The organism is Streptomyces sp. AM8-1-1, from assembly GCF_032229325.1.
Lineage (GTDB): Bacteria > Actinomycetota > Actinomycetes > Streptomycetales > Streptomycetaceae > Streptomyces > Streptomyces achmelvichensis.
This window is the reverse complement of sequence record NZ_CP135086.1, coordinates 6517366-6540888: the sequence shown is the minus strand read 5'-3', so window position 1 is coordinate 6540888 and position 23523 is coordinate 6517366. Positions and strand designations below refer to the sequence as shown.

At 71.8% G+C, this 23523-nt stretch carries 18 protein-coding genes; 3 read left to right on the top strand and 15 right to left on the bottom strand.

The features are described 5' to 3' along the window. Position 1: 1 nt before the first annotated feature. The 13 genes from RPQ07_RS29150 to RPQ07_RS29090 form a co-directional block, all read right to left on the bottom strand. Positions 2-1033 (bottom strand): ADP-ribosylglycohydrolase family protein, encoded by a 1032-nt coding sequence (locus RPQ07_RS29150; RefSeq protein ID WP_313947188.1) that lies wholly within the window; start codon positions 1031-1033, stop codon positions 2-4. Then, entirely contained in the window at positions 1030-1749 is a 720-nt protein-coding gene (locus RPQ07_RS29145) for an NUDIX hydrolase (RefSeq protein ID WP_313947187.1), read from the bottom strand. Before RPQ07_RS29145 ends, RPQ07_RS29150 begins: the two co-directional genes overlap by 4 nt. Further along, positions 1749-2828: an AAA family ATPase gene (locus RPQ07_RS29140; RefSeq protein ID WP_313947186.1), complete on the bottom strand. Its 1080-nt coding sequence runs from the start codon at positions 2826-2828 to the stop codon at positions 1749-1751. The genes RPQ07_RS29145 and RPQ07_RS29140 overlap by 1 nt, the downstream gene beginning before the upstream one ends. Further along, positions 2825-3478 carry a nicotinamide riboside transporter PnuC gene (pnuC, locus tag RPQ07_RS29135; protein WP_313947185.1) on the bottom strand — a complete coding sequence of 218 codons (654 nt, stop codon included), beginning with the start codon at positions 3476-3478 and terminating at the stop codon, positions 2825-2827. Before pnuC ends, RPQ07_RS29140 begins: the two co-directional genes overlap by 4 nt. A gap of 158 nt (positions 3479-3636) precedes the next feature. After that, positions 3637-4689 (bottom strand): pseudouridine synthase, encoded by a 1053-nt coding sequence (locus tag RPQ07_RS29130; RefSeq protein WP_313947184.1) that lies wholly within the window; start codon positions 4687-4689, stop codon positions 3637-3639. Next, positions 4689-5258 (bottom strand): SMC-Scp complex subunit ScpB, encoded by a 570-nt coding sequence (scpB, locus tag RPQ07_RS29125; RefSeq protein WP_327686925.1) that lies wholly within the window; start codon positions 5256-5258, stop codon positions 4689-4691. Before scpB ends, RPQ07_RS29130 begins: the two co-directional genes overlap by 1 nt. A 32-nt stretch (positions 5259-5290) precedes the next feature. Next, positions 5291-6706, bottom strand: a complete 1416-nt coding sequence (locus RPQ07_RS29120) for a segregation and condensation protein A (RefSeq protein ID WP_313947182.1) — start codon at positions 6704-6706, stop codon at positions 5291-5293. 48 nt (positions 6707-6754) lie between these two features. Next, on the bottom strand, positions 6755-7309 hold the full coding sequence (locus tag RPQ07_RS29115; protein WP_313947181.1) for a hypothetical protein: 555 nt from the start codon (positions 7307-7309) through the stop codon (positions 6755-6757). Further along, the gene (locus RPQ07_RS29110; protein WP_313949067.1) at positions 7294-8424 is read right to left on the bottom strand and encodes a ParA family protein; all 1131 of its coding nucleotides are present in this window, start codon (positions 8422-8424) and stop codon (positions 7294-7296) included. Before RPQ07_RS29110 ends, RPQ07_RS29115 begins: the two co-directional genes overlap by 16 nt. Before the next feature lie 419 nt (positions 8425-8843). Continuing rightward, complete coding sequence (ald, locus tag RPQ07_RS29105) at positions 8844-9959, bottom strand: alanine dehydrogenase (protein WP_313949066.1); 1116 nt, start codon at positions 9957-9959, stop codon at positions 8844-8846. 145 nt (positions 9960-10104) lie between these two features. Next, positions 10105-12126, bottom strand: a complete 2022-nt coding sequence (locus tag RPQ07_RS29100; RefSeq protein ID WP_313947180.1) for a tetratricopeptide repeat protein — start codon at positions 12124-12126, stop codon at positions 10105-10107. A gap of 161 nt (positions 12127-12287) precedes the next feature. Next, positions 12288-12914 carry an NUDIX hydrolase gene (locus RPQ07_RS29095; protein ID WP_313947179.1) on the bottom strand — a complete coding sequence of 209 codons (627 nt, stop codon included), beginning with the start codon at positions 12912-12914 and terminating at the stop codon, positions 12288-12290. Positions 12915-13034: 120 nt separating this feature from the next. Beyond that, a complete protein-coding gene (locus RPQ07_RS29090; RefSeq protein WP_313947178.1) occupies positions 13035-14693 on the bottom strand; it encodes a CTP synthase in 1659 nt (552 codons plus the stop codon). 502 nt (positions 14694-15195) lie between these two features. Here RPQ07_RS29090 and RPQ07_RS29085 point away from each other — a divergent pair. The 3 genes from RPQ07_RS29085 to RPQ07_RS29075 all read left to right on the top strand — a co-directional run bounded on the left by RPQ07_RS29085 (position 15196) and on the right by RPQ07_RS29075 (position 20246). After that, positions 15196-16998 (top strand): glycoside hydrolase family 15 protein, encoded by a 1803-nt coding sequence (locus RPQ07_RS29085; RefSeq protein WP_313947177.1) that lies wholly within the window; start codon positions 15196-15198, stop codon positions 16996-16998. Between the two features lie 101 nt (positions 16999-17099). Further along, positions 17100-18494, top strand: coding sequence for an FAD-binding oxidoreductase (locus RPQ07_RS29080; protein ID WP_313947176.1), 1395 nt, complete (start codon positions 17100-17102; stop codon positions 18492-18494). A 114-nt stretch (positions 18495-18608) separates the two neighbouring features. Continuing rightward, positions 18609-20246 (top strand): PucR family transcriptional regulator, encoded by a 1638-nt coding sequence (locus tag RPQ07_RS29075; RefSeq protein WP_313947175.1) that lies wholly within the window; start codon positions 18609-18611, stop codon positions 20244-20246. A 218-nt stretch (positions 20247-20464) separates the two neighbouring features. Here RPQ07_RS29075 and RPQ07_RS29070 read toward each other — a convergent pair whose 3' ends face one another. Together RPQ07_RS29070 and recN are read right to left on the bottom strand one after the other, a co-directional pair. Then, entirely contained in the window at positions 20465-21547 is a 1083-nt protein-coding gene (locus RPQ07_RS29070; RefSeq protein ID WP_313947174.1) for a glycosyltransferase family 4 protein, read from the bottom strand. A gap of 185 nt (positions 21548-21732) precedes the next feature. Next, complete coding sequence (gene recN, locus RPQ07_RS29065) at positions 21733-23460, bottom strand: DNA repair protein RecN (RefSeq protein ID WP_313949065.1); 1728 nt, start codon at positions 23458-23460, stop codon at positions 21733-21735. Between the last annotated feature and the right edge of the window lie 63 nt (positions 23461-23523).

The window sequence follows — 23523 nt, the reverse complement described above, 5'->3', positions numbered from 1 at the left end:
ATCAAGAATCCCAGAGCGCTCCGAGGGACATCAGGTCGCTGCGGTACTCGATCCGCTCCGACCATTCCTTGGGCCACGCCCCGGCGCCCAGGTGCGCCCCGGCGAAGGCACCGGCGAGGCAGGCGATGGAGTCCGAGTCGCCCCGGGTGCAGGCGGCCCGGCGCAGGGCGGTGGCCGGCTCGTCCGGGAAGAGCAGGAAGCACAGCAGCCCGGTCGTGAGGGCCTCTTCGGCGATCCAGCCGTCCCCGGTGGCGAGGCACGGGTCGGTCTCGGGGTTGGTGGTGCGCAGGGCGGTGGCGAGCCGTTCGAGCGCCTGGAGGCACTCGTCCCAGCCGCGGGCGATGAAAGCCTGGGGCGTCGGGTCGTGGGAGTAGGTCCAGAGGTTGCCGAGCCAGCGCTCGTGATAGCGGCTGCGGCTCTCGTAGGCGTACGAGCGGAGCTGGCCCACCAGGCCCATCGGTTCGCCGCCCTGCGCCAGGAGGTGCACCGCGCGGGCGGTGAGGTCGGAGGCCGCGAGCGCGGTGGGGTGGCCGTGGGTGAGCGCCGCCTGCAACTGGGCCGCCCCCGCCCGCTGTTCCTCGCTCAGTCCCGGTACGAGACCGACCGGCGCGACCCGCATATTGGCGCCGCAGCCCTTGGAGCCGATCTGGCCGGCCTCCTGCCAGGGGCGGTCGCTGTCGAGCTTCTCGCAGGCGACGAGGCAGGTGCGGCCGGGGGCGCGGTTGTTGTCCGGTGAGTGGTACCAGTCGACGAACTCCTTGCGCACCGGCCCGGCCATACGGGAGGCGTCCAGCAGTCCGCGGTCCATGGCGGTGCGTATGCCCCGGCCGAGGGCCAGGGTCATCTGGGTGTCGTCCGTGACGATGGCGGGCCCGGGCAGCTGCATCTCCCGCCAGGGTCCGGTCTTGGCGAGAATCTGCGGTACGTCGTTGAACTCGGTGGGGAAGCCGAGCGCGTCCCCGATCGCGAGTCCGATCAGCGAGCCGGTCGCGGCCTGCTTGGTGACGGTCCTCGTGGTCCTCAGCGTGGTCATGGCTGCCGTCCTTCCGGTCGCAGGAGTGGAGGGTGCAGGGCCGATGCGGCACCGGCCCGGTAGATCGCGGCCGGCTTCCCCCGGCCGCCGGTGCGGCGCGGCGCGCCCTCGACGGCTTCGACGAAGCCGGGTGTGGTGAGGACTTTCCGCCGGAAGTTGGGCCGGTCCAGCTCGACGCCCCAGACCGTCTCGTACACCTGCTGGAGCTCGCCGAGGGTGAACTCGGGCGGGCAGAAGCTGGTGGCCAGGCAGGTGTACTCGAGCTTGGCGCCGATGCGGTCGTACGCGTCGGCGAGGATCCGGTCGTGGTCGAAGGCGAGCGGGGACACGGACGCGAGCGGCATCCACTGGGCGTGGGCCGCATCCCCGCCGCCGCGTGGTTCCGGCAGGTCGGGCAGCAGGGCCGTGTAGGCGACGGACACCACCCGCATCCGCGGGTCGCGGTCCGGATCGCTGTAGGTACGCAGTTGCTCCAGGTGGAGGTGCTCCACGGTCCGCTGCGACAGCCCGGTCTCCTCGGCCAGTTCGCGGCGCGCGGCGATCTCGGCGGACTCCCTGGGCCGCACGAAGCCGCCGGGCAGGGCCCAGGCGCCCTTGTAGGGGTCCTCGCCGCGCCTGACGAGCAGGACGTGCAGCCGCTGCTCGCGGACCGTGCAGACGGCGAGGTCGACGGTGACGGCGAAGGGAGGGAAGGCTCCCGGGTCGTAGTCCTGCATCAGCGGCGCTCCGGGAGTGGGTCGGCGAGGTCCCAGCCCGCGTCGAGCAGGGCGTCGACGGCGGCGACGGCGGTGGCGAGCCGCTGCTCGTGCGGGCCGCGCAGTCGGACGGTACGCCGGCCGGTGCGCCGCAGTTCGTCGGCGAAGCGGCCGGTCATCCACGGTCGCAGATGTTCCCCGTCGCGCAGTCCGTCGTCCTCGAAGTCCACACCTTCGTGGTCGGTGAGCAGCCACAGATGCTGTCTGCCGCGTGCGGCGATCCGCGCCACCTCGTCGTGGCCGGCGCCGAGGTAGCGCTCGTGCCACACCGTGGTGGCGAAGGCGTCGGTGTCGCAGAACAGCACCGGAGATCCGGCGCGGGCCGCCGTCTCTTCCAGCTCCGTCTGCCGCCGGGCGATGAGCGGGAACTCGTCCGAGGAGAAGGACACCTCGCTCCAGTCGGCTCCCGGCCGCGCGGAGCGCAGCCGGGCCAGCTTCCGTTCGCTGAACTCCCGCCCGTACTCCGGCACATACTGGGTGCGGGACCAGACGCCGCCGCGCCTGCGGTAGTGGTCCGTGAGCGCCCGGGCCATCGTCGTGGTGCCCGTCGACTCGGCGCCGAGCACGACGACGCGCCGGGCGAGCGCCGCGCGGACAGGGGCCCGCAGCAGGTCCCAGGAGCCGACGGGGTCCTTGCGCACAGCCGTGCCGGAGACCGGGAAGAGCGTGCGGTCGGGATCGACGCACACCGCCTCGGCGCCGAACCGGCGGCCCAGTTCCTCGCCGTACGTCTCGGAGGTGAAGACCGCGTCCACCGGCTCGGGTACGGCGGTGCGGAAGACCGCCATGTGCGCCTCCCACACGTCCGGGTCGTTCAGATCCACCGGGATGTCGTCGACGGCGCCGACGACCGTTACGTCCGGGTGGACTTCGCGCATCCACGCCACGCGCTCCGCCAGCGGGATCGACTCGACCGCGGAGGCGCAGACCAGCACGGTGAGCCGCTCGCACCGGTCGGCCGCGGCCGTCACGAGGTGGTGGTGGCCCGCGTGCGGCGGATAGAACTTCCCGAGGACGAGGCCGTGTCCGTACCGGCTCATGCCCTGGCCCCGACCGGCGCGCGGCGCACGGCCGCGAGATCACGCGACCAGTTGCGCAGTCCCAGCACGCAGAGCGTCATGAACCCGATGTAGAGCAGCGAGGTCAGATACAGCTCCTTGTACGCGTACAGCGGGATGTAGACGACGTCGGCCGCGATCCACAGCCACCACGACTCGACCCGCTTGCGGCACTGCCCGTATGTCGCCATCAGCGACAGGGCGGTGGTCAGCGCGTCCCAGAAGGGGACGGTCGAGTCGGTGGCCCGGGCGAGCAGGAGCGTCAGCCCGGCGGTCCCCACCACCCCCGCCGCGCACAGCCACGTCCATTCCGAGCGGCTCGTGCGCCGCACCGGAAGGCCGTCGCGGCCTGGTCCACCCCCGTGGGTCCAGGTCCACCAGCCGTACACGGCGAGGGTGATGAAGACGATCTGCAGGCCGGCGTCGGCGTAGAGCCCGGCCTGGACGAAGAGAACGATGAAGAAAAGATTGTTGGCGATGCCGATCGGCCAGTTGGCGAGGTGCTGACGGGCGACGAGCCAGACGCAGAGTGCGCCGCTTCCGAAGCCGAGGACCTCGGTCCAGCTCACCGGGGTGTCCAGAACGGTGAACAGCGGTTGCTGCAACGGTTCGACGATGTCCGCGAGACTCACGCCCGCCTCCTTAATGGTCACTCTGACTATAAAGGCAGACGGGCTGGTCCCACAAGGCGTGGCGGCCCCCGGGAACGACGAAAGCCCGCGGCATCAACTGCCGCGGGCTCTGCGTGCGTTGCGTTGCGGACCCGAGTGCTCCGGCGCAACGGGTGCTGCTAGAGGCCGACTTCCTTCATCAGCATGCCGACCTCGGTGTTCGTCAGACGGCGCAGCCAGCCCGACTTCTGGTCGCCGAGACCGATCGGCCCGAACGACGTCCGCACGAGCCTCTCGACCGGGAAGCCCGCCTCGGACAGCATCCGGCGGACGATGTGCTTGCGGCCCTCGTGGAGGGTGACCTCGACCAGGTAGTTCTTGCCGGTGTTCTCCACCACGCGGAAGTGGTCGGCGCGCGCGTAGCCGTCCTCCAGCGGGATGCCGTCCTTGAGCCGCTTGCCGAGGTCACGCGGGAGCGGGCCCTGGATCGCGGCCAGGTAGGTCTTCTTCACCCCGTACTTGGGGTGGGTGAGGCGGTGGGCCAGCTCACCGTGGTTGGTGAGCAGGATGATGCCCTCGGTCTCGGTGTCCAGCCGTCCGACGTGGAACAGCCGCGTCTCGCGGTTGGTGACGTAGTCGCCCAGGCACTGACGGCCGTCGGGGTCCTCCATCGTGGAGACGACACCCGCGGGCTTGTTCAGCGCGAAGAAGAGGTGGGACTGGGTCGCGACGGTCAGTCCGTCGACCTTGATCTCGTCCTTCTCCGGGTCGACCCGGACACCCTGCTCGACGACGACCTGGCCGTTGACCTCGACCCGGCCGGAGTCGATCAGCTCCTCGCAGGAACGGCGCGAGCCCATACCGGCCCTGGCCAGCACCTTCTGCAGCCGCTCGCCCTCCTGCTCGGCGCCGGGGAAGGTCTTGGGCGTCTTCACCTCGGGCTTGTTCGCGTAGCGCTCGCGGTTGCGCTCCTCGGTCCGGGCGTCGTACTCACGCGAACGCGAGGGGGCGGTCCGCCCGCGGCCTCGCTGGGGGGACTGCTTCGGACCGCCCTTGGCACCGCCGCGGGCTCCCTCTCCCCGCCCCTTCTTCGGCGCCTCGGAGGAACCACCGACGTCGTAGCGGCGCTCCTCGGGCCGGGGCTTGCCCGAGCGCTTCTGCTGGTCGTCGCGGTTGTTGCCGGCACCCCGGTAGTTGCCGCGCCCGCTGCTGTTGTTGCCGCTGCTTCGCATCAAAGTTCCGTCGTCTTGTCGTCTTCGTCGGTGTCCGGAGCATCCGGATCGAACGACGGCACCCCTTCCAGCGTCTCGGCCTCGATCGCCTCGGCCTCGGGGAGGAAGGGCGCGAGCTCCGGGAGCTCGTCCAGGCCGCGCAGGCCCATCCGCTCCAGAAAGTAGTTCGTCGTCCTGTACAGGATCGCACCTGTTTCGGGTTCCGCGCCCGCCTCCTCGACCAGACCGCGCTGAAGGAGGGTGCGCATGACGCCGTCGCAGTTCACTCCGCGCACCGCGGAGACCCGCGAACGGCTGACCGGCTGACGGTACGCGACGACCGCGAGGGTCTCCAGCGCCGCCTGCGTGAGGCGTGCGTGCTGCCCGTCCAGGACGAAGCGTTCCACGGCGTCGGCGTGCTCCGCGCGCGAGTAGAAGCGCCAGCCGCCCGCCACGAGCCTCAGCTCGAAGCCGCGGCCCTGGACGGTGTACTCGTCGGCCAGCTCCCGCAGAGCGTCCGCCACCGCCCTGCGCGGCTGCTCCAGGACCTTGGCGAGGTGCTCCTCGGTGGCGGGCTCGTCCACCACCATCAGAACGGCCTCGAGGGCGGGCTTGAGGTCGCTCACGCCTTCTCCTCAGGAATCTCGGGTGCTCGGTCGAACTCGTCGGTGACGGTCGCCTCCGCGTCGCCGCCCGTCCAGGTGACCAGGAGCTCCCCGAGGGCGTCCTCCTGGTCGAGGACGACGGCCTTGTCCCGGTAGAGCTCCAGGAGGGCCAGGAAGCGGGCGACGACGGTGAGGGTGTCCGCGGCGTCGTCCGCGAGCTCCCGGAAGCTGATCTGCCCACGCTCCTTGAGCAGGGCGACGACGATCTCACCCTGCTCGCGGACGCTGACCAGCGGGGCGTGGATGTGGTCGACGTAGACCTGCGGCCGGGGCTTGGGCTGCATGGCCTTCACGGCCAGCCTGGCGAAGCCCTCGGGGCCGATGCTGATGACCACGTCGGGCAGCAGCTCGGCGTGGTGTGCCTCCAGCCCCACGGTCCGCGGGTAGCGGCGGGCCTCGGCGTCCAGCCGGACGCTGAAGATCTCGGCGATCTGCTTGTACGCGCGGTACTGGAGCAGCCGGGCGAAGAGCAGGTCCCGCGCTTCGAGCAGCGCGAGATCGGCCTCGTCCTCGACCTCGGCGGACGGCAGCAGACGGGCGGCCTTGAGATCGAGCAGGGTCGCGGCGACCACGAGGAACTCGGTGGTCTGGTCCAGGTCCCAGTCGTTGCCCATGGCGCGGATGTACGTCATGAACTCGTCGGTGACCTTGGACAGGGCGACCTCGGTCACATCGAGCTTGTGCTTGGCGATCAGCTGGAGCAGCAGGTCGAAGGGGCCCTCGAAGTTCGCGAGCCGGACCTTGAACCGGCCGTCGTCGGGCTCGGGCTCTGCCGGCTGGTCCGGCTGGTCCGGCTGATCCGGTTCCTGACCGCCGGACGGGGGCCCGACGGGCGCCGGGACCGCGGGCGCGGCTCCGGGCGGGGCGGCCGTCTCGTCCAGGACGTCCCCGAAGAGGCCGCCGGGCGCGCTGTGCGGGGTCGGGAGCACTTCCGTGGCCGCGTGCCCGGGCCCGTGCGCCGGGGGCGCGAGGGAGGCGTCCAGGGCGACGGGCGTGTCATCGGGCTCGGGAGCCTCGGCAAGGGGCTCCGTGACCGGCACGGACCCGGCCACCGGGCCGGGCACGGACTCGGGGGTGACGGGTGCCCGCTCGGGGGCGACGGGCGCCTCGACATCAGACACGCGCTCGGGGGCGACGGGCGCCCCGGCATCAGGCACGCGCTCGGGGGTGATGAGAGCCTCGGCAACCGGCTCGGGCGCGTACGTCTCGGTGTCGGGCTCCGCAGCCGCTTCGGGCGCCGCCTCCGGATCGCCGGGCAGCGGGCCGGCCGGCCCCCAGGACCCCGCCCCCGCATCGCCCGGCGGACGCGTCGACCCCGGGCCCCGGCCGAGAGCGCGGCGGGACGAGCGGGCGGGGTCAGCGGGCGGCGGCATCGTGGTCCAGGGGCGGAAGGAGCAGGCAGGGGCAGCGCGAGGCTACCGTCAGCGGCCGCGCAGCCGGCGCACGAGGATGCTCGCGTCGCCCCGCTGCTCGAGATCCGCCAGCACCACCGCGACCGCCTCGCGGACGATCCGCCCGCGGTCGACGGCCAGTCCGTGCTCGCCGCGCAGCACCAGCCGCGCGTGCTCGAGGTCCATCAGTTCCTCGGCCGAGACATAGACCGTGATCTTCTCGTCGTGCCGTTCGCGCCCGCTCGGGCGGCGGTTCGCACCGCGGCCTCCCCTGGAGCGGCGGGGCTGCGCACCGGCCGCGGCCTCCTGGGGCCGGCGCTTGGCCTCGGCGTCGTCGGTACTCCGGGCCCGTCCTTCGTCGCCCGCGTCGGACTCGGCGGCCGAGTGCTCCTCCGACGACGACGGTGAGGCCGACGCCGGTGAGGCGGACGCGTCCGCCGTCTCCACCGGGTCGCTCTCCCCCGCCGGTGCGGGCACCCGCGGTTCGCCGTTCGCCTGCCTGCGCGGGGAGGACGAGTTCAGCGCCATGCCCCCGGTCGTACGGAACAGCTCGTCGGCCCCGGGCAGACTCACTCGGCGTGACACCGGGCGAGCACCTCCCTGGCGAGCTGGCGATAGGCGGCCGCACCGACCGAGTTGGAGGCGTACGTGGTGATCGGCTCGCCGGCGACCGTGGTCTCCGGGAAGCGCACGGTGCGCCCGATGACCGTGTGGTAGACGTGGTCGTCGAACGCCTCGACCACGCGCGCCAGCACCTCACGGCTGTGCACCGTGCGGGAGTCGTACATCGTGGCGAGGATGCCGTCGAGCTCCAGGTCGGGGTTGAGCCGCTCCTGGACCTTCTCGATCGTCTCGGTCAGCAGTGCCACACCGCGCAGCGCGAAGAACTCGCACTCGAGCGGCACGATCACCTTGTGCGCGGCGGTCAGCGCGTTGACGGTGAGCAGACCGAGCGAGGGCTGACAGTCGATCACGATGTAGTCGTAGTCGGCCATCAGGGGCTTCAGCGCCCGCTGGAGCGTCGACTCGCGCGCGACCTCGCTGACCAACTGCACTTCCGCGGCCGAGAGATCGATGTTGCTCGGCAGCAGGTCCATGTTGGGAACCGCGGTCTTCAGCAGCACCTCGTCCGCCGCCATGCCCCGCTCCATGAGCAGGTTGTAGACGGTGAGGTCCAGCTCCATCGGGTTGACGCCGAGGCCGACCGACAGGGCTCCCTGCGGGTCGAAGTCGACGAGCAGAACGCGCCGTCCGTACTCCGCGAGCGCGGCACCCAGGTTGATGGTCGACGTGGTCTTGCCGACGCCGCCCTTCTGGTTGCACATCGCGATGATCTTCGCGGGTCCGTGATCGGTCAGCGGGCCCGGGATCGGGAAGTACGGCAGCGGCCGCCCGGTGGGGCCGATCCGCTCGCGGCGCTGACGCGCGGCGTCAGGGGCGAGGGTGGCCGCGTACTCGGGATCGGGCTCGTACTCGGCGTCGGGGTCGTAGAAGTGCCCTTCAGGGACTTCCTCGTAGGCGGCGAAGTGGGTGGACTCTCGGCCACTCTCGTTGCCGGCCATGGCGTTCACGTGTTGGCCGTCCATCGTCTTCATCGTGTGGGCTGTCGTCATGTGCGTGGAGTCCTGGTGTGTCGCGGAAGTGCGGACAGCGACGGAGCCGACAGCTTCGAGCCCGGAAGACGGGCCCTGGCCCGGCACTGGTGGCACCCCCACGCCCGCGGGGCGTAGGGGATGCGTTCCTGCTTGACCACCCCCGGGAGTAAATGTCGACTCATTCACAAGTCGTCTTACCTCCTTGGACGTGACCAGGAAACTTATCGATAGGTCAGCGTGGCACCATGCCGACGGTTGGCGACTCTATGGCGTGTCACCGCTCCGCAGCAACACAATCAACCGGACCCGGCCCGATGTGTCGGCAACGGAACACCCTTCTGTCAAGGGTGCTCAGACCTTCCGCCGCAACCCGGCGCTCTGGTTTCGAGGGTGCGCGAATCGGTTAAAGGGTTATGTTCGACGCGAGTTGAGCGAGTGCCGCAAAGGCCTCGGACACGCATCCGGCCGGACCTCGCTCTGCAAGATCCGGCCGGGGGCGTGATGTTGACGGTGTGCGTTGACTCTCAGCCGAGAAGGGCGCTCAGCTCGACGCTCTGGAGGCCGTGGGCCTCGGCGACCGGACCGTAAACGACCTGGCCATCATGGGTGTTGAGGCCCAGCGCGAGCGCCGGGTCCCGGCGCAGCGCCTCGGCCCAGCCGCGGTTCGCGAGCTCCACGATGTAGGGCAGCGTGGCGTTGGTGAGGGCGTACGTCGAGGTGTTCGGGACGGCGCCCGGCATGTTGGCGACGCAGTAGAAGACCGAGTTGTGCACCTGGAAGGTCGGCTCGGCGTGCGTGGTCGGGTGGGAGTCCTCGAAGCAGCCGCCCTGGTCGATCGCAATGTCGACAAGGACACTTCCGGGCTTCATCTTGGCGACGAGCTCGTTGGTGACCAGCTTCGGCGCCTTGGCGCCGGGGATGAGAACGGCACCGATGACGAGGTCGGCCTCGACGACCGCCTTCTCCAGCTCGTAGGCGTTGGAGACGATCGTCTGCACCTTGGTGCCGAAGATCTTGTCGGCCTCGCGGAGCTTGTTGATGTCCTTGTCGAGCAGGGTGACGTGGAAGCCCATGCCGACCGCGATCTGGGTGGCGCTCCAGCCGGAGACACCGCCGCCGATGACGACGGCCTTGCCGGCGGCGACACCCGGGACACCGCCGGGCAGCACACCGCGGCCGCCGACCTGACGCATCAGGTGGTAGGCGCCGACCTGGGGAGCGATCCGGCCCGCGACCTCGGACATCGGCGCGAGCAGCGGCAGCGAGCGGTTCGCCGTCTCGACCGTCTCGTACGCGATGGCGGTGGTGCCGGACTCCAGCAGCGCGTCCGTGCAGTCGCGGGAGGCGGCGAGGTGCAGGTACGTGAAGAGCGTCTGGTCCTTGCGCAGGCGGTGGTACTCCTCCGCGATGGGCTCCTTGACCTTCAGCAGCAGGTCGGCGGTGGCCCAGACCTCGTCGGCGGTGGGCAGGATCTGCGCACCGGCGGCGACGAACTCGACGTCCGTGATCGAGGAGCCGGCACCGGCGTTCTGCTCGATGACGACCTCGTGGCCATGGCGCACCAGCTCATGCACGCCGGCGGGGGTGATGGCCACCCGGAACTCGTTGTTCTTGACCTCGCGGGGGATGCCGACCTTCACGTCGATCACGGTCCTTGGCTCAGGGGATACAGGGGCTTACTTCCATACTTACCCGGACACACGGGGGCATCCAGAGACACCACGAGAACGACCGCGGCGGAGCCAGTCTAATGAAGGACTTCTCCCTGTCTAGCCTTACAAAGCATTAATCTTGAGCCGAAGCACTACGGATTTCGTAGGCAGAACCCTCGTCGTTGAGCAACATTTCGGCAGTGGAGCGGTGCACACGGGCCGCCGCCGGGTCGCCCAGCCGGTCGAGAGTGTCGGCCAGTCTGAGCTGCAGCGCTGCCTGGAGCCGGTCGTCCCCGGCGCGGCGGGCCCACTCGACCGCCTGCCGGCAGGTGTGCAGGGATTCCTCCGGCCGGCCCGCGTACTCCTGGACACGGGCCGCCTCGCTCAGCGAACGCGCCTGGGAGGCGAGGTCGCCCACCTTGCGGTAGCCCGCGACCGAGGCGCGCCAGTTGCGCAGCGCCTCGCCGTAGAGGCCGGCGTAGGAGTGCACCGCACCGAGGCGGCCGTACAGCCGCGCCTCGTCCGCGCGCTCCCCGCGGCCCTGGCACTGGGCGAGCGCCCGGCCGAACCAGTCGGCGGCCCGGTGCCAGTCCCCCAGTTCCTGGTAGGCACCGCCGACGGATTCCATCGCGCGGCCGGTCGCGTACATGTCGTTCGCGGCCCGTCCGGCGTCCAGGGCGGCCCGGTACCGGGCCAGCGCGTCCGCCGTACGCCCGGTCTGCGCGTCCAGATCGCCCAGATTCAGCAGGGCGGCGGCCTGCTCCCGGTGCAGTCCGCGCCGCTCCGCGACCCCGAGCACCAGCTGGTGCAGGCCGTAGAGCTCCGGGGCGGCGGCCTCGGTGCCGCGATGTGCCGCCAGCGCCCGGACGAGTGCGGCGACCAGTCTGCGCGCCAGCGTGTCCAGTCCGCCGTCCTCCACCGCGAGCCGGGCGGAGGCCAGGAGCACGGGCTGCCGGGACCGCAGCCACTTCTCGGCGGCCGACGTGTTCGCGAAGCGCATCGCCCGCGGCAGCCCGGCCAGCATCTTGCGTGCCGGGGAGCCCTCGGGCTCGGTGACGGCTCGGCACGCCTGAAGCTGCCGGACGGTCCGCTCCAGCATCCGCGCCCGCGCCAGCTGCACCTCGGCGGGCTTGTCCTGCGACTCCATCAGGGACCGCAGCAACGGCGCGAGCGAGCCGGGCACCCGGTAGCGGCTGCCCTCCGGGCGGAGCAGGCCCAGCAGCACGAACTCGTCCAGCGCCCGCTGCGCGTCCTCCACCGCGCACCCGCTCAGTGCGGACGCGGTGTGCGCGTCGGCGACCCCGGCAGGGGCGAGGGCGAGCAGGCGCAGCATCCGGGCGTTCGTCGGATTCAGCGATCCGTACGCCAGCCGGAAGGCCCGGGAGAGCGGCCGGGCGCCCTGGGGCTGTTCGTCGTCGTCGGGCACGGCCCGCAGTTGCTTCGTCGCGTCGGCGACCGACGCCTTGGGCCGGGCGGCGAGCCAGCCTCCGACCAGGAGGAGCGCCGCGGGAAGGCCCCCGCACTCCTCCGCCACCGTCTCGGCAGCCTGCGGATCCACGGTGATCCGCACCGATCCGGTGAAGGAGCCGAGCAGCTCGATCGCCGCCTTGGCGTCCATTCCGCCGAGGGTGCAGGGCCGTACGTCGGGAATGCCGGTCAGCGGGCCCGCGGCGACGGCCACGGCCAGGCAGTCGGGGTTGTCGGGCAGCAGCGGGTCGACCTGCTCGGCGTCGGCGGCGTCGTCGAGCAGCAGCACGACCCGGCGGCCCGCGAGCGTGTCGCGGACCATGCCGGACAGTTCGTCCTCGTCGGCTCCGGGCGGCGAGGGGACGCCGAGCGTGTCGAGCAGATCGCGGGCCGTCTCCTCGGTGGGGACCCGCCGTCCGCCGGGTTCGGTCAGCCGCGCGCGGAGCACACCGTCCGGGTAGGCCGCGGTCAGCCGGCCGATGAGCTCCTCGGCAAGCGCGGTCCGTCCGGAGCCGGGCCGGCCGGCGATCAGCAGAACCCGTGCGCGGGGAGATTTGCGACCGGCGATGGTGTCCAGTCCGGCGCGTTCGATGTCGGCCCTGAGGGCCTTCAACTCCCTTTGCCTGCCGAAGAATTGGCCCCTGGCCGCGCCGGCCCGTCCGCTCGAGTCCACCGCCTGATCCGTCACGGGCCACGCTCCCGTCCAGTCCGCGCACAAGCCGAGCCCGCAGGGGCTCCGCACGGGCGTTCCGAGCCTAGTTCACGCTCTGCGACGAACCGGGTGGAGCATGCCCGACCGGTCGCCCGATCGGATCAATTGGACAGTCGGATAGTGGGACTGACTGACGATCAGGCGTCGAAGGGGCGGGCCGGCCACGGAGCCTCGGCCGGACGCAGCGAGTCGAGGCCGTCGCCGTCGCGGGCGGCGACCAGCGAAAGGACGCCCACCACGAGGCAGTTGTTGTGCAGATCGCCGGCGAGCACGTCGCGGACGAGTTCCTGCACCGGCACCCGGGCCAGCTCCATGTCGGCCTCTTCGGCCTCGACCTCGAAGCGCTCGCCCTCGGCGGCCGAGAGGTCACGGGCCAGGAAGATGCGGACGGCCTCGTCGCAGCCGCCGGGCGTGGTGTAGACGTCGACCAGCACCCGCCAGTCCTCGGCCTTGACGTGCGCCTCTTCGTACAGCTCGCGCTGGGCGGCGTGCAGCGGGTTCTCACCGGGCACGTCCAGCAGGCCGGCCGGGATCTCCCAGAGGCGCTGGCGCACGGGGTGCCGGTACTGGCGCAGTACGAGAACGCGGTCGTCGGGGTCGAGCGCGAGGACCGCGACGGAGCCCGGATGCACCTGGTAGTCGCGGCGCGCCACCGCGCCGTCCGGCATGACCACGTCGTCCGCGCGGACACTGGTCTTCTTGCCCTCGAAGGGGGTCGCGGTCGCGACGACCTGCCACTCCTCGGGGGTGTCCTTGATCGTCATGCCGCCGTCCTCCCGCTGTACTCGCGCCGGGCCGGGCCGCGAGCGGCCACGTACCCCGATGGAACCGGGGTACGGATCCCCGTGAGGAATGCGTACCCCGGTCCACCGTATCGCCTGCGACTACGCGCCCTGCGTGCGCTCCACCGCGGCCTTGACCAGTCCCGCGAACAGCGGGTGCGGGCGAGTCGGGCGCGAGCGGAGCTCCGGGTGCGCCTGGGTGGCCACCAGGTAGGGGTGCACGTCGCGCGGGTACTCGACGTACTCCACGAGCTTGTTGTCCGGGGACGTGCCCGAGAACAGGATGCCCGCCTTCTTCTCCAGCTCCGCGCGGTAGGCGTTGTTCACCTCGTAGCGGTGACGGTGACGCTCCTCGACGTAGGGCTCGTCGCCGTAGACCTCGCGCACGATCGAGCCCTCGGCGAGCTTGGCCGGGTACAGACCGAGGCGCATCGTGCCACCGAGGTCGCCCGCACCCTCCACGTACGCCAGCTGCTCCTCCATGGTGGAGATCACCGGGTGGGCGGTGGCGGCGTCGAACTCGGTGGAGTTGGCCTCGGGGATCTCCGCGAGATGGCGCGCGGCCTCGATCACGATGCACTGGAGGCCGAGGCAGATGCCGAGCAGCGGGATCTTGTTCTCCCGGGCATAGGTGATCGCGCCGACCTTGCCGTTCACACCGCGGTCGCCGAAGCCGCCGGGGATCAGGATGCCGTCGACGTCGCCGAGCTGCCGCGCGGCGTCCGCCGGAGTCTTGCAGTCGTCGGAGGCGACCCACTTGACCTTGACGCGGGCCCTGTTGGCGAAACCGCCGGCGCGCAGCGCCTCGGTCACCGAGAGATAGGCGTCGGGCAGGTCGATGTACTTGCCGACGAGCGCGATGGTGACCTCGTGGTCGGGGTTGTGCACCCGGTCCAGCAGGTCGTCCCACGTGGTCCAGTCGACGTCGCGGAACGGCAGGTCCAGCTTGCGTACGACATAGGCGTCCAGTCCCTCGGTGTGCAGCACCTTGGGGATGTCGTAGATCGACTTGGCGTCGATCGCTGCCACCACGGCGGCCTCGTCGACGTCGCACATCAGCGAGATCTTGCGCTTGATGGCGGTCGGCACCTCACGGTCGGCGCGGAGCACGATCGCATCCGGCTGAATACCGATGCTCCGCAGCGCGGCGACGGAGTGCTGGGTCGGCTTGGTCTTCAGCTCGCCGGACGGGCCGATGTAGGGCAGCAGCGAGATGTGTACGACGAAGACGTTGTCCCGGCCGACCTCGTGGCGGACCTGGCGGACGGTCTCCAGGAAGGGCAGCGACTCGATGTCGCCGACCGTGCCGCCGACCTCGGTGATGACGACGTCGACGTCGTCGGTCGCCATGCGGCGGATGCGGTGCTTGATCTCGTTGGTGATGTGCGGGATGACCTGCACGGTGTCACCGAGGTACTCGCCGCGCCGCTCCCTGGCGATGACCTGCGAGTAGACCTGGCCGGTGGTGACGTTGGCCGAGCCGTCGAGGTCGACGTCGAGGAAGCGCTCGTAGTGGCCCACATCCAGGTCGGTCTCGGCGCCGTCGTTGGTGACGAACACCTCACCGTGCTGGAACGGGTTCATCGTGCCGGGGTCGACGTTCAGGTACGGGTCGAGCTTCTGCATCGTGACCCGCAGGCCCCGCGCCTTGAGCAGCGCACCCAGGCTGGAGGCCGTCAGGCCCTTGCCGAGGGAGGAGGCGACACCCCCGGTGACGAAGATGTGCTTGGTCGTCGAGGATGACGTGGCTCGTGCCGGCATCGACAAGAGGGGGCTCCCGTGGTCGCGAGGTGATATGCGTGTCCGGCATCCCTTCCAGGTGGTCAGGGGTGCCGGCAGCTGCGGTTTCGGGGCCTTCGTTCTGCACAGGACGGCCACCGGTCCACGGGGTACCAGGGTATCAGCGACCAGGGGAGGCTGCTTCCGGCCACGCGCCGTCACACGCGTACCCCGCTCACCAGCGACTCACCCTTGGCTCACCCGTTCGGCGGACCCGCGTTGCCGAGACCGTCGCGCGGATCATTGAGGTGCGTCGTATCCTGCTCGGACACTCGCTCTGCCGAGCGATGCAGAGGGAACGCGCGAAGCGCATCGAGCAGGGTGGTGGTGGGCGGCGGGTGGCCGTGGTAACGACAGGATTACCGCCCTTCCCCAAAGCTGCGCCCGGGAGGTACCCCCATTCCCGGGACACCTTGCTCGTCAACGACCCTTGACCGCAGTAAGCGCCCCCCGGGGCGAAGTGGCCGTTCGACTGGAGAAACACGTGGCCGGGCGCATCGAGGATTACGCACTCATCGGAGACATGCAGACCGCTGCACTGGTCTGCAGGGACGGCACCGCCGACTGGTTGTGCCTCCCCCGCTTCGACTCGCATGCCATTTTTGCCGGCCTGCTCGGGACCGAGGAGCACGGGTTCTGGAGACTGGGACCGGCTCACGCCGCACATGCCGACCCCCCGCCCGCCGACCGCCGGCGCTACCGGGGCGACTCGCTGATCCTCGAATCGGAGTGGGACACCCCACGCGGCACGGTCCGTGTGACGGATTTCATGCCGCCGCGTGACGGCGCCCCGCAGCTGATCCGGATCGTCGAGGGTGTCAGCGGACGGGTGCCGATGCGCTCCGCGCTGCGGATGCGTTTCAGCTACGGACGCGTGGTGCCCTGGGTCCACAAGGTCGACGGGCGCACGGTCGCGGTCGCCGGACCCGACTCGGTGTGGCTCGACTCCCCGACCGAGACGTACGGCAAGAACCTCACCACGTACTCCGACTTCACGGTCGCCCCGGGCGAGCGCATCGCGTTCACCATCAGCTGGCAGCCCTCGCACCGCACCCCGCCGGCGATGCCGGACCCGGAGGGGTCGCTGGAGGCGACGGAGGACTTCTGGCGCGAGTGGGTCGAGCACTGCACCTACCACGGGCCGTACCGCGAGGCCGTCGTCCGCTCGCTGATCACGCTGAAGGCGCTGACCTACGCGCCGACCGGCGGGATCGTCGCCGCCCCGACGACCTCCCTGCCCGAGGAGATCGGCGGCGTACGGAACTGGGACTACCGCTACACCTGGCTGCGCGACGCTGCGATCACCCTGTCGTCGCTGCTGCGCACCGGCTACCGCGAGGAGGCCCGCGCCTGGCGCGAGTGGCTGCTGCGTGCCGTCGCGGGCGACCCGGAGAACCTCCAGATCATGTACGGCATCGCCGGCGAACGTGAGCTGGGCGAGGCCGAACTGGACTGGCTGCCCGGCTACGAGAACTCCCAGCCGGTCCGGGTCGGCAACGGCGCGGCCCATCAGCTCCAGCTCGATGTGTACGGCGAGGTCACCGAGGCGCTGCACCTGGCCCATATGACGGGCCTGGCGCGCAACGACTACGCGTCGCTGCTCCAGCTCAAGCTGATCCGCTATCTGGAGAAGCACTGGGACCAGCCGGACGAGGGCATCTGGGAGGTGCGCGGACCGCGCCGCCACTTCGTCCACTCCAAGGTGATGGCCTGGGTCGCGGTCGACCGCACCATCAAGCTGATCGAGTCCGGCGACGCCGACGGCCCGCTGGACCGGTGGCGCGACCTGCGGGACGACATCCACCGCGACGTCTGCGAGAAGGGCTACGACCAGGAGCGGAACACCTTCACGCAGTCGTACGGCTCCAAGGAGCTCGACGCCTCGCTACTGCTGATTCCGCAGATGGGCTTCCTGCCGCCGGACGACAAGCGGGTCATCGGCACGATCGAGGCGATCCAGCGCGAGCTGTCGACGGAGGACGGGTTCGTCCTGCGCTATCCGACCGCGGGCGAGGAGGAGGGCGTCGACGGTCTCGCGGGCGACGAGGGTGCGTTCCTCGCGTGCTCGTTCTGGCTCGCCGACGACCTCGCGATGATCGGGCGGGTCGACGAGGCGCGCAAGCTCTTCGAGAAGCTGCTCGCGCTGCGCAACGACCTGGGACTGCTGGCGGAGGAGTGGGACCCCAAGCTCCAGCGGCAGGTGGGCAACTTCCCGCAGGCCTTCAGCCATGTGCCGCTCATCGACACCGCGCTGCGGCTGACGGCCTCCGGCGCGTACGGCGGCTGACCCGCCCCCGGCAGGACCGGCGGAGCCCGTTCACCGATCGGGCTCCGCCGAACGGGACTACGATGAAATGGTCCTGATCAGCCCTCGGAAGGGGGCCTGCCATGGCGCCCCACGCCATCGCGGAGGCGGCACTGGGCGGCCTCCGTCAGCAATTGACCGGCGATGCCATCGCCCCCGGTGATCCCGGGTACGACGAGGCCCGCGCCGTGTTCAACGGAATGATCGACCGGCACCCGGCGGTCGTCGCGCAGTGCGAGACAGGGGCCGATGTCGCCCGGGCCATCCGCTTCGGCCGCGAGAACGACCTCGAGATCGCGGTACGCGGCGGCGGGCACAGCGTCGCCGGCATGGCGCTCAACGACGACGGGATCGTCGTGGACCTGCGCCGGATGCACACCGTGATCGTCAACCCGGTGGAGCGTACGGCGCGTATCGGCGGCGGAGCCACGATGAGCCACCTCGACCGGGCCTGCCAGCCCTACGATCTGGCGACCACCGGCGGCCGGGCCTCCACCACCGGCGTCGGCGGCTTCACACTCGGCGGCGGATCGGGCTGGCTGGAGCGGAAGTTCGGGCTCGCCTGCGACAATCTCGTCGCCGTCGAGCTGGTGACGGCGGACGGCAGCACGGTCCACGCCAGTGCGGACGAGAACCCGGAGCTGTTCTGGGCCCTGCACGGCGGCGGGGGGAATTTCGGGGTGGCGACCGCCATCACGCTGAAGCTGCACCCCCTGCCGGCGATGTCGATGATGATGCTGCTGTTCCGGCCGGAGGACGGACTCCAAGTCGCCCGCGCCTACCGCGACTTCCTGGGTTCGGCGCCCGACGAGCTGGGCGGCGGCCTGTTCTATCTCACCGGCCCGCCCGAGCCGTTCGTGCCCGACCATCTCGTCGGCAAGCTGACCTGCATCCTGCTGATCACCTACGCGGGACCCGAGATGGAAGCACGCAACGTGGCCGAGCCGCTGCTGGCGCTCCCCCGCGAGGCCGAGCTCATCGCCGAACTCCCGTACGCGGAGCTCCAGTGCATGCTGGACGATCCGCCCGGACAGCGGAACTACTGGTCGGCCGAGTATCTGGCCGATTTCCCGGACGCGGCCGTCGACGCCTTCACCGCCCGGGCCGGGACGATGCCCGTCCCCTCCAGTTCGCAGCACATCCTGTTCCCGATGGGCGGTGCCGTGGCCGCCGGCCCCGGCGACCATCCCCTGCCCTGGCGCACGGCACCGTGGGCGGTGCACCCCTTCGGGATCTGGGAGAGTCCGGCCGACGACGAACGGGCCGTCGAGTGGGTCCGTGACGTCCGCTCCGGCATGCGGCCCTGGTCGATCGGCACCGTCTACCTCAACTTCATCGGGCTGGAGGGCGAGGACAGGGTCCTCGCCGCCTTCGGCGAGGAGAACTACCGGCGGCTGGCGGCGGTGAAGACGGAGTACGACCCCGACAACGTGTTCCGGCTCAACCACAACATCAAGCCGCTGCAGCCCGCGGTGTGACCGCGCCCCTTGCTGGACTGCGGGACTGCGGGACCCGGGTGATGTGCGGCGATCCCCCGGCCAGGTAGCGTCCGAAGCTCCCGTACTGCCGAGTGAAGCGCGAGGCGACCGTCAGTGGAGACGCAAGGCGAGCCCCAGGGCGGCATCACCGTCCGCCGGGCACTGGAGCTGCCGGGGCTGCGCTCCGGCCTTCCGGAGGTCGTCGCCGGGGCCGAACGGCTGCAGCGGACGGTCCGCTGGGTGCACGCGGGCGAGGTGCCGAACATCGCCTCCCTGCTGAAGGGCGGCGAGCTGCTGCTCACCACGGGCCTCGGGCTGGGCACCCGGCCCGCCGAGCAGCGCGCGTTCGTACGGCAGCTGGCGGACCGCGGCATCGCCGCCCTCGTGGTGGAGCTCGGCCCCCGCTTCAGCCGGCTGCCCGCCGCGATCGTGGACACCGCCCGCGCGGCCGGGCTCCCCCTGGTGCAGCTGCACCGGGAGGTCCCCTTCGTCTCGGTGACGGAGGAGGTCCACACCGAGATCGTCAACGGGCACTACGCGCTGCTGCGGCGGGCCGAGGACGTGCACCGGCGGTGCACCGAGGTGCTGCTCGGCGGCGGCGGGGTGCCCCAGGTGCTGCGCATCCTCGCGGACTTCACCGCCAACCCGGTCTTCCTGGAGACGGCCGACGGCCAGCTGCTGTACGCGGCGGGCTCCGGGTCCGGTCAGGCGGGCGCCGAGCCCCTCCAGGTGTGGGAAGGACTGCGCGGACAGCCCGCCGCGCGCGAGAGCCCGCCGGCGGGGACGGTCCTGGTGGATGTGCCCGGCGGAGGTCAGGGCGCGGCCTCGGTACGGGCCCGGCTGGTGGTGCCGGCGGTCGGCTCCCCCCTGCTGACGGTCCACCGCATGGCGGCGGAACGGGCCGCCGGGCTGCTGGCCGTGGTTCTGATGCAGGCCCGGCAGGAGGAGGAGCTCGCGGCGCGCGGCCGGGGCGACTTCCTCACCGACCTCGCCGAGGGCCGCATCACCGCGGAGGACGCACCGGCCCAGGCACGGGTGCTCGGCTTCAAGCCCGGCGACGGACCGCTGCTGCCGGTCGTGATGCGCCTGGCGCCCGAACTGTCGCCGTCGGGCAACTGGGCGCTGCTCGCCCGCGCCGTGCTGGAAGAACTGTCCGTGGTGGGCGTGCCCGTCCTGCTGGGCGTACGGCCGGTCGAGGGCCGGGTGCCGCTGCTGCTGGGACTGCGCACCGAGTCCGAACGCACGGCGGTCGCGGACCGGGTAGCGGTGGCGTTGCGGGCCGGTGTGGAACGCGCCGGGCTCGAACGCGCGGGCGGCCACCCGCCGGTCGTGGTCGTGGGCGTCGCGGGCGGCTGGGCCGCGGCGTCGGCGGGTCTGCGCCATGCGGCCGAGACGGCGACGGCCGCCCAGGGACTGAGCGACCGGCCCTGGTACGACGCACGCCGACTGGACACCGACCTGCTGCTGTGGCGGCTGCGGGACCATCCGGACCTGGCCGCGTTCGTGGAGCGCGCCATCGGCCCACTGCGCGACCATGACGCCACCTCGCGCCCGCCGCTGCTGCCGACGCTGGAGACCTTTCTGGCGCACGCGGGCCGGAAGGCGGAGACGGCGCGTGAACTGCATCTGAACCGCCAGACGCTGTACAACCGGCTGGCCCGCATCTCCGAGCTGCTGGGCACGGACCTGGACGACCCGCAGACGGTACTGGCGCTGAGCCTGGCGCTGGGGGCGAGACGGCATCTGCCGTGAGGTGACGCGGTGGCGGGGCGGGCCGCACTCCCGGGCCGTTCGGGGGTCAGCCCGGCCTCTTCTCGGTTCAGCCCGGCCCGTTCGGGGCTCAGCCCGACCACTTCTCGGTTCAGCCCGGCCCGTTTCGGGGCTCAGCCCGGCTCCCGCGGGGGGGCTCAGCCCGGCCCGTTCGGGGCTCAGCCCGACCACTTCTCGGTTCAGTCCGGCCCGTTCGGGACTCAGCCCGCCCGGTCCGCCGTCAGTTCGTCGTACACGCTCAGCACCTGTGCGATCGTCTCGTCCTCGGTCGGCCAGGTCGCCGCCTGCGCGCGGCCCGCGGCCACCAGCTCGTCCCGCCGCACGGGATCCCGCAGGAGCCGGGTCACCGCCTCCGCGAGCGCGTCCCCGTCGCCGTAGGGCACCAGTTCCGCCGCGTCACCGACGAGTTCCGGGACGCCGCCGACTGCTGTCGCGACCAGGGGCACGCCCGCGCGCAGGGCTTCCTGGGCCAGCAGGGCACGTGCCTCCCAGCGGCTGGGGAGCACCGCCACGTCCGCCGCGGAGATCAGATCGCCGATGTCGTCACGGCGGCCCACCAGCCGCACCGGCAGGCCCTCCGCCTCGATACGCCGATGGAGCGCGGCCCGCTCGCGCCCCTCCCCCGCGATCACCACCAGCGGCAGCGGATCGACGGTGCGCCACCGCGCGGCCGCGTCGAGGAGCGTGCCGTATCCGCGCTGCGGAGCGAGGGAGCCGACGGCCATCACCAACGGCCGGTCGACCGCGCCCAGTTCGGCCCGGGCCTTGCCCTCCGAGCTCTCGGCGCGACGCGGCGCGGGCACCGCGACCGGCGCGAGGCGGGCGTCCCGGGCTCCGTGCCAACGGGCCCGGTCGACCAGTTCGGAACAGGTGCCGAGCACAACCGCCGCCGCGCGGGCGGCCCTTCGCTCCAGCAGACGCAGCAACGGACCGCGCGGTCCGTCGGCGTCCGGACGGCTGTGCCAGGTGACGACGAGGGGCACCCGCAGACCGCTGAGGGCCACCGAGGCACGTACGGCCGCGTGCAGCCCGTGCGCGTGCACCACATCGGCCCGCGCGCACGCGGCGCGCAGAGCCCCGACGGCGGCGGGGTCACTGCGGCGCGGCACCGGTGTGAAGTGGGCCCCGGCGCCCGGGAAGTCGTAGAGGTGCTCCAGTCCGGCGGGCGCGCACACCGTCACCCGTACGCCCCGCGCCACCAGCCCCGAGGCCAGCGACCGGACGTGCGCGCTGCTGCCCGCGCTGCCGCCGCCCAGGACCTGGACCGTACGCAGCTGTGTCACCCGCCAAGGATGCCAGCCCGTACGCACGTTCCGGCACCGTCCGGGTGTCGTTCCCGTGTCGCACCACGGCAGCCCGTGATGGTCTTCACCCAGGCGGGTGACGAGCTCCCGCTCCTCGGTGCACCGCCGTACGGCCCGCGGCCGGGTCCCCGATCGCCGGGCAGCCGATGTCCGTGACCCGGACGTCAGCCGTCCGCCCGCGCCGTCGCCAGCAGCTCCTCCGCGTGGGCCCGAGCCGTCTCCGAGTCCTCCTGGCCCGCCAGCATCCGCGACAGCTCCCGGACCCGGTCCTCGCCCTCCAGGACGGTGACACCGCTGCGGGTCACCGAGCCGTCGTTCGTCTTCTCCACCAGCAGCTGCCGGTCCGCGAACGCCGCCACCTGCGGCAGGTGCGTCACCACGACCACCTGCGCCGTCCTCGCGAGCTTCGCGAGACGCCGGCCGATCTCGACGGCCGCCTTGCCGCCCACGCCCGCGTCGACCTCGTCGAAGAGATAGGTCGGCACGGGGTCCGTGCCCGCGAAGACCACCTCGACCGCAAGCATCACCCGGGAGAGCTCACCCCCGGACGCGCCCTTGGCGATCGGCCGCGGCGGGGCGCCCGGATGCGGGGCCAGCAGCAGCTCCACCTCGTCGGCGCCGTGCGGGCCGTAGGCCACCGTCCGGCCGCCGACCTCGACGCCCTCCGGGTCCTCGGTCTGCCCGATCGCGAAGGACACGCGTGCGTGCGGCATGGCGAGGGACGCCAGCTCCTCGGTGACGGCCTCGGCGAACCGGGCCGCCGCCTCCGTACGGGCGTCCGTCAAGGCCTGTGCCAGACCCGACAGTTCTCCGCGCAGCGCGTCCCGCTCGACCGTCAGCTCGCCGATCCGGTCGTCGTCGCCCTCCAGCTCGGTGAGCCGGCTCGCGCTCTCCTCGGACCAGGCGAGCACGGCGGCGATGCCTTCACCGGTCTCGCCGTACTTGCGCGTCAGCCCGGTCAGCGCGGCCCGGCGCTCCTCCACCGCGGCCAGCCGCAGCGGATCGGCGTCCAGGTTGTCCGCGTATCCGGCGAGCTCACCGGCCACATCGCCGAGCAGGATGGAGATCTCGCCCATCCGGTCGGCGAGCGAGGCGAGTGCCGGGTCGTGGGCGCGCACGGCGTCCAGCGCACGGTTGGCGCCCGCGACGAGGGTCGTGGCGTCGACGCCCTCGGGGTCCTCGGGGTTGCCGGCGAGCGCGGTGTGCGCGACCGACGCGGCTGACGCCAGCGCCTCCGCGTGGCCCAGTCGCTCCGCCTCCGCGGCGAGTTCCACGTCCTCGCCGGCGCGCGGCTCCACACCGGCGATCTCGTTCAGCCCGAAGCGCAGCAGATCGGCTTCCTGGGCACGCTCGCGGGCGCGTGTGGTCAGCTCGTCGAGTTCCGTGGCGACGGACCGCAGCCTGCGGTAGGCGGCCGCGTACTTGGTGAGGGGTCCGGACACGGCCCCGCCCGCGTACCGGTCGAGCGCCTCGCGCTGCCGCGCCGGGCGCAGCAGCCCCTGCTGGTCGGTCTGCCCGTGGACGGCCACCAGCTCGTCGGCGAGCTCGGACAGCACACCCACCGGCACGGACCTGCCGCCGATGTGCGCGCGGGAGCGTCCCTCCGCCGAGACGGTTCTGCTGATGAGCAGCGTGCCGTCCTCGAGTTCCGCCCCGGCCTCCTCGGCCCGTACGGCGGCGGGGGCTCCGGCGGGTACACCGATGCGCCCCTCCACCACCGCCGACTTCGCGCCGATCCGCACCAGGGCGGGGTCGGCGCGCCCGCCGAGCAGCAGCCCCAGGCTGGTGACGACCATGGTCTTGCCCGCGCCCGTCTCACCGGTCACCGCGGTGAAACCGGGTGACAGCTCGACGACCGCGTCGTCGATGACGCCGAGCGACCGTATCCGCATCTCCTCCAACACGGACACGACCTTACGAGGTCCGGGGCCGCCCGTGCGACGGACCCCGGTGTC